General features: G+C 31.2%; 16 protein-coding genes. 12 read left to right on the top strand and 4 right to left on the bottom strand.

Annotated features, from left to right (window positions below):
• The first annotated feature begins 151 nt into the window (after positions 1 to 151).
• Positions 152 to 2,425, top strand: a complete 2,274-nt coding sequence (gene ppsA, locus MR875_02715) for a phosphoenolpyruvate synthase (GenBank protein MCI6993762.1) — start codon at positions 152 to 154, stop codon at positions 2,423 to 2,425.
• A 55-nt stretch (positions 2,426 to 2,480) separates the two neighbouring features.
• Positions 2,481 to 3,638: a tyrosine decarboxylase MfnA gene (gene mfnA, locus MR875_02710; protein ID MCI6993761.1), complete on the top strand. Its 1,158-nt coding sequence runs from the start codon at positions 2,481 to 2,483 to the stop codon at positions 3,636 to 3,638.
• A 3-nt stretch (positions 3,639 to 3,641) separates the two neighbouring features.
• Here the strand turns inward: mfnA and MR875_02705 are convergent, their stop codons facing one another.
• From MR875_02705 to MR875_02690, 4 genes are read right to left on the bottom strand one after another with little or no spacing between them, the layout of a single operon-like run.
• Positions 3,642 to 4,016 (bottom strand): dihydroneopterin aldolase family protein, encoded by a 375-nt coding sequence (locus tag MR875_02705; protein MCI6993760.1) that lies wholly within the window; start codon positions 4,014 to 4,016, stop codon positions 3,642 to 3,644.
• Positions 4,017 to 4,736, bottom strand: a complete 720-nt coding sequence (locus tag MR875_02700; protein MCI6993759.1) for a class E sortase — start codon at positions 4,734 to 4,736, stop codon at positions 4,017 to 4,019.
• 36 nt (positions 4,737 to 4,772) lie between these two features.
• Entirely contained in the window at positions 4,773 to 5,942 is a 1,170-nt protein-coding gene (locus MR875_02695; GenBank protein ID MCI6993758.1) for a DUF515 domain-containing protein, read from the bottom strand.
• A 60-nt stretch (positions 5,943 to 6,002) separates the two neighbouring features.
• Positions 6,003 to 6,698 carry an archaetidylserine synthase gene (locus MR875_02690; protein ID MCI6993757.1) on the bottom strand — a complete coding sequence of 232 codons (696 nt, stop codon included), beginning with the start codon at positions 6,696 to 6,698 and terminating at the stop codon, positions 6,003 to 6,005.
• A gap of 428 nt (positions 6,699 to 7,126) precedes the next feature.
• Here MR875_02690 and MR875_02685 point away from each other — a divergent pair, with 428 nt between their 5' ends.
• From MR875_02685 to MR875_02640, 10 genes are all read left to right on the top strand, one after another.
• The gene (locus tag MR875_02685) at positions 7,127 to 7,765 is read left to right on the top strand and encodes a hypothetical protein (GenBank protein MCI6993756.1); all 639 of its coding nucleotides are present in this window, start codon (positions 7,127 to 7,129) and stop codon (positions 7,763 to 7,765) included.
• A 2-nt stretch (positions 7,766 to 7,767) separates the two neighbouring features.
• On the top strand, positions 7,768 to 8,838 hold the full coding sequence (locus MR875_02680; protein ID MCI6993755.1) for a rod shape-determining protein: 1,071 nt from the start codon (positions 7,768 to 7,770) through the stop codon (positions 8,836 to 8,838).
• Positions 8,839 to 8,884: 46 nt separating this feature from the next.
• Positions 8,885 to 9,499 carry a ribonuclease HII gene (rnhB, locus tag MR875_02675; GenBank protein MCI6993754.1) on the top strand — a complete coding sequence of 205 codons (615 nt, stop codon included), beginning with the start codon at positions 8,885 to 8,887 and terminating at the stop codon, positions 9,497 to 9,499.
• A gap of 92 nt (positions 9,500 to 9,591) precedes the next feature.
• Positions 9,592 to 10,431 carry a MotA/TolQ/ExbB proton channel family protein gene (locus tag MR875_02670; GenBank protein ID MCI6993753.1) on the top strand — a complete coding sequence of 280 codons (840 nt, stop codon included), beginning with the start codon at positions 9,592 to 9,594 and terminating at the stop codon, positions 10,429 to 10,431.
• An 8-nt stretch (positions 10,432 to 10,439) separates the two neighbouring features.
• Entirely contained in the window at positions 10,440 to 10,856 is a 417-nt protein-coding gene (locus MR875_02665) for a biopolymer transporter ExbD (GenBank protein ID MCI6993752.1), read from the top strand.
• A 10-nt stretch (positions 10,857 to 10,866) separates the two neighbouring features.
• Entirely contained in the window at positions 10,867 to 11,493 is a 627-nt protein-coding gene (locus MR875_02660) for an IMP cyclohydrolase (protein ID MCI6993751.1), read from the top strand.
• A gap of 25 nt (positions 11,494 to 11,518) precedes the next feature.
• Positions 11,519 to 12,292, top strand: a complete 774-nt coding sequence (locus MR875_02655; GenBank protein MCI6993750.1) for a coenzyme F420-0:L-glutamate ligase — start codon at positions 11,519 to 11,521, stop codon at positions 12,290 to 12,292.
• Between the two features lie 9 nt (positions 12,293 to 12,301).
• Complete coding sequence (gene cofD, locus MR875_02650; GenBank protein ID MCI6993749.1) at positions 12,302 to 13,207, top strand: 2-phospho-L-lactate transferase; 906 nt, start codon at positions 12,302 to 12,304, stop codon at positions 13,205 to 13,207.
• Between the two features lie 23 nt (positions 13,208 to 13,230).
• Positions 13,231 to 13,992, top strand: coding sequence for a GTP cyclohydrolase IIa (locus tag MR875_02645; GenBank protein MCI6993748.1), 762 nt, complete (start codon positions 13,231 to 13,233; stop codon positions 13,990 to 13,992).
• A gap of 9 nt (positions 13,993 to 14,001) precedes the next feature.
• On the top strand, positions 14,002 to 14,733 hold the full coding sequence (locus MR875_02640; protein MCI6993747.1) for a tRNA-dihydrouridine synthase: 732 nt from the start codon (positions 14,002 to 14,004) through the stop codon (positions 14,731 to 14,733).
• The last annotated feature ends 6 nt before the right edge of the window (positions 14,734 to 14,739 follow it).

Here is a 14,739-nt window from a genome sequence, read left to right as displayed (position 1 = left end):
TTTTTCTATTTTATAGATTTTTTTACTAAATTTTTGCTTTTTATAATTAAATATTTAAACTTTAAATTTTATATTATTATATAATATTGACTATACGTTTATTTAATTATTGGTCAATGTATTAATATTTCAAGCCAAGAGGTTATATTTCATGTATGTTAAAAAATTTGAGGATTTAAACAAATCTGATATTCCAATTGCTGGTGGAAAAGGTGCTAATTTGGGTGAATTGACCCAAGCAGGTATTCCAGTACCTCCAGGTTTTGTAGTAACTGCACAAACTTATGAAAAATTCATGGTTGAAACAGGAATTAATGATCAAGTTTTAAGTATTCTTGAAGAAATTGATATCAATGATACTAAAGCTCTTCAAGCTGCGGCTGAAGAAATCAAAGCTATTATTGTTGAAGCTCCTATTCCTGAAGACATGGTTTTATTTATTACTGAAGCTTACAATCAACTTTGTCAAAGATGCGATGAAGATGATGTTGAAGTAGCAATTAGATCTTCTGCAACTGCTGAAGATTTACCTGAAGCTTCATTTGCAGGTCAACAAGACACTTATTTATACGTTTCCGGAACTGATTCTGTATTGGAATATGTAAGGAAATGTTGGGCTTCATTATTTGAAGCAAGAGCTATATTTTACAGAGAAGAAAACAATTTTGAACACTCCAAAGTTTTAATTGCTGTTGTTGTTCAAAAAATGGCAAATGCTGATAAAGCAGGTGTAATGTTTACTGTAAACCCATCTACTGGTGAAGACATTGCTTTAATCGAAGGATCATGGGGTCTTGGAGAATCTGTTGTATCTGGAGATGTAACTCCGGATAACTATCAAGTTGCTAAAAAAGACAATGATATTCTCAATGTTACTGTAAGTGACAAAAAATTCATGTATATCAATGATGAAAACGAGACCAGTGTCAAAGTTGAAGTTCCAGATGAATTAAGAAAAGAAAGAGTATTATCTGATGAAGAGCTCATTGAATTAACTGAAATGGGTAAAAGAGTTCAAGCTCATTATGGTGAACCAATGGATACTGAATGGGCATTTGAAAAAGGAAACCTATTCTTATTACAAGCAAGACCTATCACTACATTAGGTGATGTTACTGAAGATGTTGTTGAATCTTCTGCTACTGGTGAAGTTTTAGTAAGAGGTCTTGGTGCAAGTCCCGGTATGGCCTCTGGTAATGTTAAAATTATTTTAGATATTGAAGAATTAGATAAAATTAAAGATGGAGACATTATGGTTACCACTATGACAACTCCGGATATGGTTCCTGCTATGAAAAAATCAAGCGGAATTGTAACTGATGAAGGTGGAGTAACTTGTCACGCATCCATTATTTCCCGTGAACTTGGAATTCCTTGTGTTGTAGGTACTGGAGATGCTACTTCTGCATTAAAAGAAAATACTGGTGTTACTATTGATGGTAAAAAAGGATTAGTATTTGATGGAATTTCAGAAAACAAAGAAGAAGCAGTTCAAGTAGTAGCTAGTGCTGGAGCAGCTCCAATTATTACTGTTACTGAAGTTAAAGCTAATGTAAGCATGCCTGAAGCAGCAGCAAAAGCAGCTGCAACTGGTGCTGATGGTGTAGGTTTACTCAGAACTGAACATTTAATGTTAACTGCAGGTATTCACCCTGGAAAATTCATTGCTGATGGAAGAGAAGATGAATTAATTGATACTATTGCAGAAAACGTTAAAATTGTAGCTGATGAATTCTATCCAAAACCAGTGTGGTACAGAACTTTAGATGCTCCTACTGATGAATTTATCACATTAGAAGGTGGAGAAAACGAACCTGAAGAACACAACCCAATGCTCGGTTGGAGAGGAATCAGAAGGGAACTTGATCAACCTGAAATTCTCAAATGTGAATTCAAAGCTATTAAAAAATTACATGAACAAGGATACACTAATATTGGAATTATGATTCCTTTATCACAAAGTCCTGAAGAACTCAAACAAGCTAAAGCACTCTGTTCTGAAATTGGTTTAGAACCTCAAAAAGATGTTGAGTTCGGTATGATGGTTGAAATCCCAGCTGCTGCATTAACTATTGAAGATTACATTGCAGTAGGTATTGACTTTGTAAGTTTAGGAACCAACGATTTAACCCAATACACTCTTGCAGTTGACAGGAACAATGAATACGTTGCAAAACACTATTCTGAAGAACACCCTGCAGTAATGAAATTGATTGAAATGACAATCAAAAAATGTGTTGCAGCTGGTGTTAAATGCAGTATCTGTGGTCAAGCAGGTAGTGTACCTCGTATTGTTGAAAAACTTGTTGGTTTTGGAATTACAAGTGTATCTTCAAACACTGATGCTATAGCAGAAGTTAGAAAAACTGTTGCTAGAGCTGAACAAAAAATTATTCTTGACGCTGCTCGTCAACGTTTAGAATAATTCTTTTATTTCTTTTTTTATTTTTTTTTATTAAATTTTAAATTCAGGTTATTTTATGGACGAAAAACCAATAGATAAAGATATTATTTTAAAAGAGTTAGATGAACTCCATCAATTGGATCATGATTATGCAGATGGTAGAATTTTAGGATCCATGTGTACAGAAGCACATCCTTTTGCAAAAGAAGTTTATTACAAATTCATTGATACTAATTTGGGAGATCCTGGTCTTTTTAAAGGTACAAAACTAATTGAAAATAAGGTTATTGAAAATATAGGTGAACTTTTATCTATTGAAAAACCATATGGTCATATTGTAACTGGTGGTACTGAAGCTAATCTCATGGCTATACGTGCTGCTAGAAATCATGCAAGAAAATATAAAGGGATTGTTGATGGAGAAATAATCGTCCCTGAATCAGCTCATTTTTCATTTAAGAAAGCGGCTGATATGTTAAACTTAAAAATTGTTGAAGCAGACCTTGATGACAATTATAAAATTGACGTTGAATCAGTTAAGGATTTAATTTCTGATAAAACAGTAGCAATTGTTGCTATTGCAGGTACTACTGAATTAGGTTTAATAGACCCAATTGAAGAAATCTCAAAAATAGCTTATGAAAATAATATTTATTTTCATGTTGACGCAGCTTTTGGTGGATTTTCAATTCCATTTTTAAGAGATATGGGTTATGATTTACCAGTCTTTGATTTTTCATTAGATGGTGTTTGTTCTATAACTATTGATCCTCATAAAATGGGTTTAGCACCTATTCCTGCTGGAGGTATTCTTTTTAGGAAAGAAGAATATTTGGATGTTATGGCAGTTGATTCTCCTTATTTAACTGTTAAAACTCAATCTACAATTGTAGGAACACGTTCTGGTGCAGCTTCTGCAGCTACCTATGCTGTTATGAAATATTTTGGAAAAGAAGGATATTCCAAGTTAATTAAAGAATCAATGGATAATGCTAAATTCTTAAAGGAAAACTTGGAAAAAATAGGTTATGATGTGATTTGTGAACCAGAATTAAATTTAGTTGCTTTTAATCATCCTAATATTGAAGCTCATGAATTTGCAGAAAAATTAGAAGAATTAGGATGGAAAGTTTCTGTTGCTAAATGCCCGGTAGCTATTAGGGTTGTATTAATGAATCATATTAAATTAACTCATTTGAAAGAATTGTTAGAAGATTTAAAAGAAATATTCTAATTTTTAATCTTCTGTTATGTCTTCTACATACATTAAAGGATAATTGAGTTCTTCGATGAATTCAATCCTTATTGTAGCTTTGACATTGTCTACTTTTGTATATATTTTTACATCTAACATATCACCATTAAGAGAAGTGTAATCAAACTCAGTCATGGATTCTTCAAGTTTATCAAATCTGATTTTAACGTCAATATCTTCAATTGCAGGTTGCAATCTTAAAGAGTCTTCCATACTTTTTTCTAAACCTTCTTTGGTGTCTTTGTTTACAGGTGTTCCTACAAATTGATGGAATAAAGCACCCATACTAATTGCACCTTCAAATATTGCTCTTTCTCTTGTTGTTATGTTTGAAAAATATTCTTTATCGACATCCATTTACAGGCCTCCATTTAAAAATATGATTTTTTCATATATTATTTCAGATGGTATTGGACTAATGCAGAAATAGAATAATAATGCGGAAATTATTAAAACAACTGCTAAAATATATATCCTATTATCTTTTGGATAGAAATAACTGAATATGCCTCCGACTATAAGGAATACTGCTGCTATTATGAATGCATTTGATTCCTGAGGATTTTCTTTAATGATTTTATCATTAATAGGACTTTGATTTACTAATTCTCCTTCAACAATTATTCTGTTTGCTGTTGAACCGATTGGATCACAAGTTATTAAGAATAATGATTCATTATCTTCTGTTGGTGCATCCGCAGTCCCGGGTACGATAGTTGTATTTGTTACTGTGTAGTTTAATTCACCAACACCAGGCCATTCTAGAAGTAATGTATCTCCTGCTGAAAGTTCATTCAATCTAAAGAATGGAGAACCTTGGAGGGTTCTATGTCCATATAATGCAATATAATCATTAGTTGGAACATTTGTCCCAGGGTCACTTAAAACACCTTGATTTAAGGATACATTATTAATTTTTTCATGTACTCCAATGCTTGGTATTACAATAGAGGGAGAGTCAATATTTCTTTCTACAGCTATTTTGGATGAAAAGTAATTCACTTCACCCATTGCATATAATCCAATTATTAATATACAAATAATAATGACTATAGTTGAAATAGTTGGTTTATTCATAATATCAAATTTGTTAAATCTAATATAATACTTTTCTTAATCTTGGTACGTGGAACTTATTTCATTTATCATCCAATCTGGAGCTTTTGTTGTTGGAATGGTTAATATGATACTGTCCATATTATTTATCACATAATCCACTTTGTCTTGTGGTGTTTCAATTAAAAGCATATATTGAGCATTCAAATCACCTAGATTTATTTGTCTTTCGTAATTTGATAGTTTCACTCCATAATTTTTAAGCATTTCAAGAGTTTTCTCTTCATCATAACCATCAATAAGTGATCCTTTTAGTAATTCCAATACATCGGATGAAAATTCTTTGGTGTTTTCTTTGGGATTTGTAGTGTTTCCTTTCACTATTGTATTTGATTTTGAGTATTCGGAATCAATTTCGCCATTGTCCTCATATCTCATTATTGCCAGAACAGTACAGCCACTTATGTCAGGACTTGTGTTGTTGGGGGTGTAATTCTCATTTGTGCTGTTATTATTGGTGTAGATATCCACAACGCTGCCGACATTAACAAGGCCTGCTCCTGCCTGAAGTCTTGAAATCAAAATGGGAACTGATACTGTATTTGGTTCTTCAAATTTAATTTTGGATAATACTTCAGCATTATTATCATTTACAATTTGTATTGCTTTGGCAGTTGGAAGAATGACATTTTTGCTTTCATTTGAGTATACTGCCATAGTTCTGTTGTATTTGTCTGCATTTGAATAAATTGACTTTTTGTGGAATGATTTCCAATCTTTTGTTGCGAGAGTCATTATATTTATTTGATCAATTTCTCCAGGAGTATGGGCATCATTGATTTTTTCTTCCAATAAATAGGAATTTGGGGATGTTGTTAACGGACCACAATATAATTCATGTAATTCATTGAGTTTTGTGGTTTTTGCAAGAGTTAATTCTTCTTGTGAGGGTTCATAAATCAAAAAATAATATGCTGATGAGATTAATGTAATTAAAATCAATGTTGTTATGATAATACCTGTTTTCTTCTTCTTTTCATCATCAGATATTTCCACGGAATTTGGACTTAAATAAACTCCGAGTTTATGGTTTAATTTTTTTAATGGTGTTAATTCATCATCTTTTTTTGATGGTTTTGAATATTCTTTTGAGATTTGGTTTTTTAATTCTCTTGTTTCTTCAAAACCTTTCGGATATAATGGATCTCTTGGTTTTTTATTATTCATTATTCATACTCCTAATTTTGAATAAATATAGATGGATAATTTAATTATAGGAGTAATTGCTCATTTTTTAATTAAATTAATTATTAGGTAGTATAGGCAGAATAATAGTAATAATACTGCAGGAATATTTACATTAAATAAAATAATGTCAATTGGAAGGATTAATATGATTATTAATAAGAATGAAAATGCAATTACTGGAATGTTATCAAATTTTGGATATCTTATGTTACTTATCATAAGTAATGAAACTATGATACTTAATAAAATTGCAACATATGGATTATACAATCCACTTAAATAAAATGATCCTATGATTAATGACATGCTTGGAATTGGAAATCCAATAAAGTCTTGTGTGTCTAGTTTACCTGAAATCACGTTATATCTTGTTAATCTTAAAACTCCACAAACAACAATCAATAAACTAACGAGGGTTACTATTATCTGAAAAATGCCTGGGGTGGTGTTAATACTGCCGTAAAGGAGTACTGCTGGCGCAACTCCGAATGAGACAATATCGGATAGTGAATCGATATTTTTCCCGAAACCTAATTCATCTTGCCTATTTATCTTACGTGCTACCCAACCATCTGCTGAGTCGAATATGATTGCAATTATCATGAGAACTGCTGCTATGCTGAACTCATGGTTCAATGAAAATATGATTGATAAGAATCCTGATGCCATATTCAATAGAGATATGATGTCGGATAATGCAATGAAACTTTTCATATTTGTGCTTTCAATTTTCATATTCAAACTCCAGTATTACTTTTTAGTTTATTTCTTATTAATTTAATCTTTTATTTTACGTTATTTTTATGTATATTTGTATTTAATACTTAATAATACTTATTTTTATCTATGCATATTAATTAATTTAGTTTTTCATTATTTGATTAAGTTATTATTAATGTTTTTAATTTTAATAATTGATTTGCTTTATATTTACTTTAAAATTATTTTTTTAGTTATTTTTTTTAAAATATCGGCATAAAAGATAAAATATATATAATAATTTTTTAATAAATAGTAATGGTTAAACTTTAATAAATAGCTTATACATTCTTTAATTTAAAATGTTGGATTTGTAATTGATTTAATTAAATTTAATATTTTTTAATAAAGATGATGTTTATTTATGTAAATTGAATTTAAATTAATATTTAGTGAGTAGTTAAATGATAGAAGATAATATACGTGTTCTTAGACAGGCTGCAAGGGTTTCTTCCAATAGCGACTATAAAATTGAAAAAAATTGGTGTGTTATTGCAGGAAATGCAGATTTGGTGGATAAAATAGCTTATAAGGCTATTGCTTCCAATCATCGTGTTAAAATATTATTCAGGGAACATGTAATGTTGAAGGATGGTAAACTGGATAAGAAGTTTGATTTTATCATGCTTTATGGAAGTTCTATCGTTATTGATGAATTCAAAAAACTTGCAAAACAATATGGTGGTGCTTATGTAAGAATATTACGTAAGTATCTTGTTGAAGAGCCTAATTTAATGGTACTTGTAGCTCCAGATAATGTTATTAAAAAGACAGTGTCTGTAATTGAAAAATCAAGAATATCCTTTGCAATTTTACAGGATTCTCAGACTACTGGATTCATTGATGTTGATTTAAGTAATGAAGTAAAATTACCCAATTTTATTAAATCTGCATTGAAACCATTTTATAATGCGAATGAAGTTGTTTTATCAACAATTTTGATTTCTGTCGATAAGAAAGAAGAAATTAAAAAAGTTCAAAGTATAGCTACATCTAACAGAATTTTCGTTATCGATTTTAAAGATATTGTAACGGAGGATTAATCATGAATATTTTTGGAAAAGAAGAAGAACCACAAATTAGTGAAGCCAAAGTTATTAGCAATAGTTTAGGTATTGATTTAGGAACATTAAACACTGTAATTGCAAAACCTTCAGGTGATAAATTTGACTTATACCAAATTCCATCTGTTGTCGCTGTTAAAAAAGATGACCCTACAGAAGTTTTAGCTGTTGGAGAAGAAGCTAAAAAAATGCTCGGTAGAACTCCTGAAGATATTCTTGCTGTAAGACCTTTGAAAAAAGGTGTAATTGAAAATGTTGTTCAAGCTCAAGCATTATTAATTAAAGCAATGCAAATTGGTATTAATGAAGGAGAAAGTGTTGGAAGAATTGTTATAGGTATTCCTGGTGATGCTTCTGAAGTGGAAAAGAATGCTGCTGAAGAAATTGGTAGAAAAGCAGGAGCTCAAAATATTTTAGTTATTAGTGAAGGATTAGCTGCAGCTATCGGTGCGGGATTGCCTATTGCTGAACCTAATGGAACTATGGTTGTTGATATTGGTGCTGGATCAACTGATATTGTTATCATCTCTCTTGGTGGTATTAATGATATTGAAACTGTTAGATGTGGTGGAGATGACATTGATAACAAAATTGTTGAACTCGTAGCTGAAAAATACGATGTAGCTATTGGTATTCATGATGCAGAATCTGCTAAAATAGAAGTTGGTATGGTTCATTGTTCCGAACAATTAGAAAACCTCAGCGTTGAAATAATTGGTAAATCCTTAGAGACTAACAGACCTAAAAAAGTTATCATTGATTCAATGCTTGTTGCAGAAGCAGTTGAACCTTACATGCAACAAATTGTTGCTGGATTGAATGTAATCTTAGAAAGATTATCTCCGGAATTAATGATGGGTGTTTACAATAATTCTGTTGCAGTAGGTGGAACTTCAAGACTTCGTGGTTTGAAAGAAAGAATTTTTGATGAAATTTCCATTCCTATTGAAGTTTCTGATGATCCTATGACTGTTGTAGCAAAAGGTACTGCTATTGTTGCTGCTGAACCTCTTGCATTAGAACCTGAAGTTCGTCTTAGAGCTATGAAATAAATATTTTTATTTATTTCTTTTTTTACTTTTTTTTTAACTGATTTTTATGGATATTTTAGGAATTGATGAAGCGGGTAGAGGATCTGTTTTAGGCCCGATGGTTATTGCAGGTGTTATTGTACCTGAAAAAATGGATAAAGTTTTAGAAAGAATGGGTGTTAAGGATTCTAAAAGACTCACTCCTAATAGACGCACTATTTTGTCTAGAAAATTAAGAAAAATGTTCGAATATGAAATTGTTGTTATTTCTGCTCGTGAAATTGATGAGTTAAGAGCAAGTGGTGTTAATCTTAATGAAATAGAAAAAAATGCTATGGAAAGCATTATTTTAAAATTAAAACCTGAAAAAGCTATTGTTGATGCAGTTGATGTTAAAGCTGAGCGTTTTCAAGAGAATTTGCGCAAAGATACAGGTTGCAATGTTGTAGCTGAACATAAAGCTGATGATACGTATATTGAAGTTAGTGCAGCATCAATCATTGCTAAAGCAGAAAGGGATGATTATATTAAAGAGCTTAATAAAGAATATATTAAATCTGGTGGAATTGGTTCAGGTTATCCTTCAGACCCAAATACAAAAAAATTTTTAACAAATTTCACTTATGATGAAATGCCTGATTTTGTTAGAAAATCATGGGCTACTGTTGCAAAAATGAAGTAATTTGGCGCTTTTTTTAAACAATATTTAAGTATATGAATTAATAAAGTATTCTTATAGCAAATTTTCAATTTAATATTTTATAGAGGATGAAAATGATTATTGAGAGTATTATGCCTTTCATTGATGGAGTGATGGATATTTTTACTCATGGTGGAATTATTACTTACATAATTCTCTTTGTTGGTATTTATGGTCTTATTATTGCATTGAGAAAGATTGCATATCTTAAAAAAATTAGTAAAGTGGATACAACTGAAATTTTTGGGGTTGTAACTGCATCTATGGAAAGGGGAGGAGCTGTAGAAGCATTAAAACAGATTAATGGTTTTAAAAATCCTATTTCCAGAATTATTTCTGAAACTTTAAAAATTGGTTATAAAAATAAAACTGAAGTTGAAGAAAGTATGGAACAAATCTTCATTGTTGAAGTTGGAAAAATGACTAAAGGGTTAGGTACAATTAAAACCCTTACTGAATTGGCTCCATTTTTAGGATTGATAGGTACTGTTATTGGTATCTGGTTAACATTCAAATCATTAGGTGTTAATCCGGATTCTGCTGCAATGGCGGAAGGTATTTATGTTGCATTGACTACAACTATTATGGGACTTTTAGTTGCAATTGTGTTATTGCCTCTTCATACTTATATTCAAGGACTTATTGAAATAGAAATGGATAAAATTGAACTTGCTACAAAAATGACTAATTGGGGTTATGCTGTAGTTAAAGTTAGGGTTGATTCAAATGTTGAATGTGCACTTGAAGCGTTACAAGAAGCTGAAGGTGTCGTTAACACCAGATTAATTTCTGATCCATACGCAAATATTAAAGTTTCTTTTAAACCAAGTATGTTAGATAAGAGTATTTCTAATATTATTTTGGAAAAATGTAATGTTAATGCTGAAATTACTGAAAGTAAACTAAAACAATAGGTGATTAGATGGCAATTGATGTTGGAAGACATAAAAAAAAGATTTCAGACAGCAAGCCAAGTATCAATTTAGTCCCGTTTATTGATATTTTATTCACAATAATGATTTTTTTAGTTGTAACAAGTAATTTTTCAGCCGATATTCAAACGGACGATGCAGATGTTGCTGATGATGGTGGAAGTGGAAAACCTAATGTCACTTCTGTCTCAGGGGATGCTGAATACTATGTAATGCCTGTAGCTAATTTACATAAGGTTACAGTGAATGGTGTGGATAGGTCAGATACGATTCTGAATAGTGCAGTTGGAGTTCAAGCTAATGTGATTGACAACGGTCAAATCACAATTAAACCTGGAGAAATTGTTATTACAACTCCGCCGGATGTCTCACCTGATAAGGCTGTTCAACGCCCAGAACTTAATTGAGGAATAAAAAATGTATACTGGTAGAATTTTATCAACTGGAATGAACTGTGATGGTAAACCTTTTATTGCATATAGGGTTTCAAGCAGGTCATTTCCAAATAGACAATGTCTTAAATTTGAAAAACGTGCATCTATTGTGCCAAAAGAAGGATTTGAAAAAGATATTTTTGAAAATCCATATATTACTTACAATTGTATTCGTATTGTTGATGATATTGCAATTGTATCTAATGGATCTCAAACTGATGTTATTGCAGATAAAATAGCTTTAGGAATGAATTTAAGGGATGCAATGGCATTTTCATTACTTGCCATGGACTATGAAAAAGACAGTTACAATACTCCAAGAATTGCTGCTGTTGTTACAGCTAGCACTGATGAAGAAGAGTATGAATGTTATATTGGTATTGTTAATGACGGCAAAATTTTAGTTGAAAGAGTCCCATATGGAAAAGCAGCATTCATTTCAACATATGGTAGTCAAGTTCCTGATGAAGTTGATTTCGATGCAACAACTGCTGATGGTGCGGCTAAATTTATTTTCGATGAAGGTACTTTTGTAAATTATGAAAAGCCAGTAACTTCTTCTGCTGCGATTTTTGATGGAGAATGGACTATTGACGTCTATAATCCATAATTCTTTTTTTTTAAACTTTTTTTAGATGATTATTATGAGTATTGAATTATTTGGTTTAGAAAATATTCCTATTATTGATGGTAATAGTGATATTTCAAAAATTATTAAGGAAGCTATTGAAAAACAAGGATGCAATCTTTGCCATGGGGATATTATATTGATTGCAGAAACATTAATTTCAAAAGCTGAAGAGAATTTTATAAAGTTAGATGACTTAACTCCATCAAAACAAGCTATTGAACTTGCTGAAAAATCTCAAAAGGAACCTGAATTGGTTGAATCTATTATTCAACAATCAAATGAAATTGTTGCAGTAGGTCCAAAATTCATTATTACTGAAACTGTTCATGGTTTTGTTTGTGCTAATGCTGGTATTGATGAATCTAATGTGGGCGATGGTTTAGTAACACCGATGCCAAAAGATGCAGATAAATCTGCTTCAGAAATTCGTGAATATTTAGAAGATGAATTTGGCGAAGAGATTGCTGTTATTATTACTGATACCCAAGGAAGAGCATTTAGATTTGGAGCAGTAGGTACTGCAATCGGATGTTCTGGTATTTCACCAATATGGAAAAGAGTCGGTGAAAAAGATTTATATGGTAGAGAACTTGAAACAACTGAAATTGCAACTTGTGACGAATTGGCTTCAGCTGCATCACTTATAATGGGTCAGGCTGATGAGGGACTTCCTGTTGTTGTTATTCGTGGTTTCAATGCTTTTGATACTTTAAGAGATGTAGATTCAAATATTAAATCTGTACTTATGCCAAAAGAATTTGATGTATTTAGAAATTAAGTGGTTTTTATGATTACTGTTTTATCTGGTGGAACTGGTACTCCAAAATTATTACAGGGTTTAAAAGAAGTTGTTGATCCTAGTGATTTGACAATCATTGTTAATACATTGGAAAATGATTATTTTTCTGGTGTTTATGTATCTGCAGATATTGACACTGTATTATATACTATGGCAGATATGATTAATGATGAATTTTGGTATGGTGTTAAGAATGACACTTTCATAACTCATGAACGTCTTGAAGAATTAGGATGTCCTGAATTACTTAGGATTGGAGATATTGATCGTGCAACTAAAATACAAAAGACACAATTGATGGAAAAGTATGGTCTTAGCAAAGCATGTGAAATCCAGGCAGAAAATATGGGTCTTCAATCAAAAATTATTCCAATGAGTGAAGAAGATTCTGAAATCAAAATAATTACTGATATTGGAGAATTGGAGTTCCATGATTTTTTAATCAAACATCAATCTGAACCTGATGTTATCGACCTTAAATTTTCTGAGGTTTCACCAACTGATGGTATTGTTGATGCAATTAAAGATTCAGATGCAGTAATTATCGGACCGTCAAATCCAATTACTTCAATTTCACCAATATTGTCTCTAGAGGGTGTTCGTGAAGCATTAAAAGATACTTATGTTATTGCAGTATCACCAATTATTGGTTCTGATTCTGTCTCAGGGCCTGCAAGCAAATTCATGAAAGCATTGAATATTGATGTTTCCTCTGTTGGTGTTGCATCATTGTATGAAGATTTTTTAGATACAATTGTAATTGATATTCAAGATAATGTTAAAAAAGCTGAAATAAATCAAATAATTAATAAGGTAATAGTTACAAATACAATAATGAATAATTTAGATGCTAAAAAAAATTTGGCGCAAATGATTATTGACAGTATTCCTTAGATATATAGGGAGGAGGGTATTCAATGATACAAATGACATTAATACAAATTGACAATTACGGACCTTGGACTGTAACTCCAAGACCAAGAACTGAATCAGACTTACAAATTCTTCAAGCGAGATTATTCGCTGATTTAAACAGTTATTTTGGATCTAAAAAAGGTTTAGTTTTCTTCACTAGATTTGATAACTTACTCGCAATTTCAAATGGTATTAACGAAGAAGATCATTTAAGAATTCAAAGATCTATTAGAAATAAATATCCTATCACAGTAAGTATGGGTGTAGGTGCTGCTGATACTCCGCATGAAGCTCAAAAATTAGCAACTATTGCTCTTCAAAAAGCAGGTAGTGCTCAATCAGGAGAAAGAAAAGAAATCTTAGCTATTGATAGTTTAGTTAGTGAAGAAGATAGCTTTGTTCAAGCAGCTCACATTGATATTAACAGTGTAACAGAAACTTTCACTGATATTGAATCTGCTTTTGATACAAGTTTTAGTGTTAATAAAGCTCAACATTACTTAATGACTAAATTAATCAAAAGAGGGGCATTATTATTCTTCATTGGTGGAGACAACTTCATGGCTCCATGTAATGGATTAACTGAAAAAGATATCGAAGATTTAATGATTGAAATTGATGAAGAAATTGGTATCAAACTCAAAGCAGGTATTGGAAGAGCTAAAAATGCTGAAGATGCTGCTTACATGGCAGATATTGGTTTAGAGGAAATCCGTGCACATAATAATGAAATGTGGACTTGGGTTGTTGAAAAAGAAGACTGAGGATTTTGTATGCTTAAAGTAGTTGCCCCAATGGCGGGAATAACTAATGCTGATTTTCTAAATGGGGTTATTCCTTATGGATTTAATGTAGCTACTTTGGGAGGATACAGTTTAGACTCTCCTACTATTGAAGCAAGCAAAAAAATTATTCAACGTGGAAGGAAGGAATTTGACTTTCCTTTGGATATGATTTTTAATCATATTGCAAATGAAGTTGATTTAATTAAAAAAACTCATAAAAATGTAAAAGTTTCAGCAAATGTTCGCGCAATAAATCCACAACCGATTATTGATGTTGGAAATATTAGTAATCTTGATATTGTAGAAATTAATTGTCATTGTCGCCAAAATGAGATTGTATCTATTGGTTGTGGACAAGAAATGTTAAAAAGAGATGATTTACAAAATTTCATCTCTCAAATTGCTGATAATGTTGATAGTGAAGTTTCAGTTAAAATGAGAGCTAATGTTGAAGGTACTGATTCTTTAAAGATAGCTCATTTGATTGAAGATTCTGGTGCAGATTATTTACATATTGATGCAATGAAAAAAGGTGTTTTTGAGGCAGATTGGGAACTTTTACGTAAAATTTCGGATGATGTTGATATTAAAGTCATTGGAAATAATTCTGTGAACTCTGAAAGTAATGTTAAAAAAATGATTGAGACTGGTGTTGATGGTTTTTCAATAGCTCGCTCAGTTATTTCTGGTAAGTTGGAGTTCGATATTACTAATTTTTAATTTTAA

This window comes from Methanobrevibacter sp., from assembly GCA_022775905.1.
In the GTDB taxonomy this organism is placed as follows: Archaea; Methanobacteriota; Methanobacteria; order Methanobacteriales; family Methanobacteriaceae; genus Methanocatella.
The sequence above is the reverse complement of the archived record's forward strand: the minus strand, read 5'-3'. Positions and strand labels throughout refer to the sequence as shown.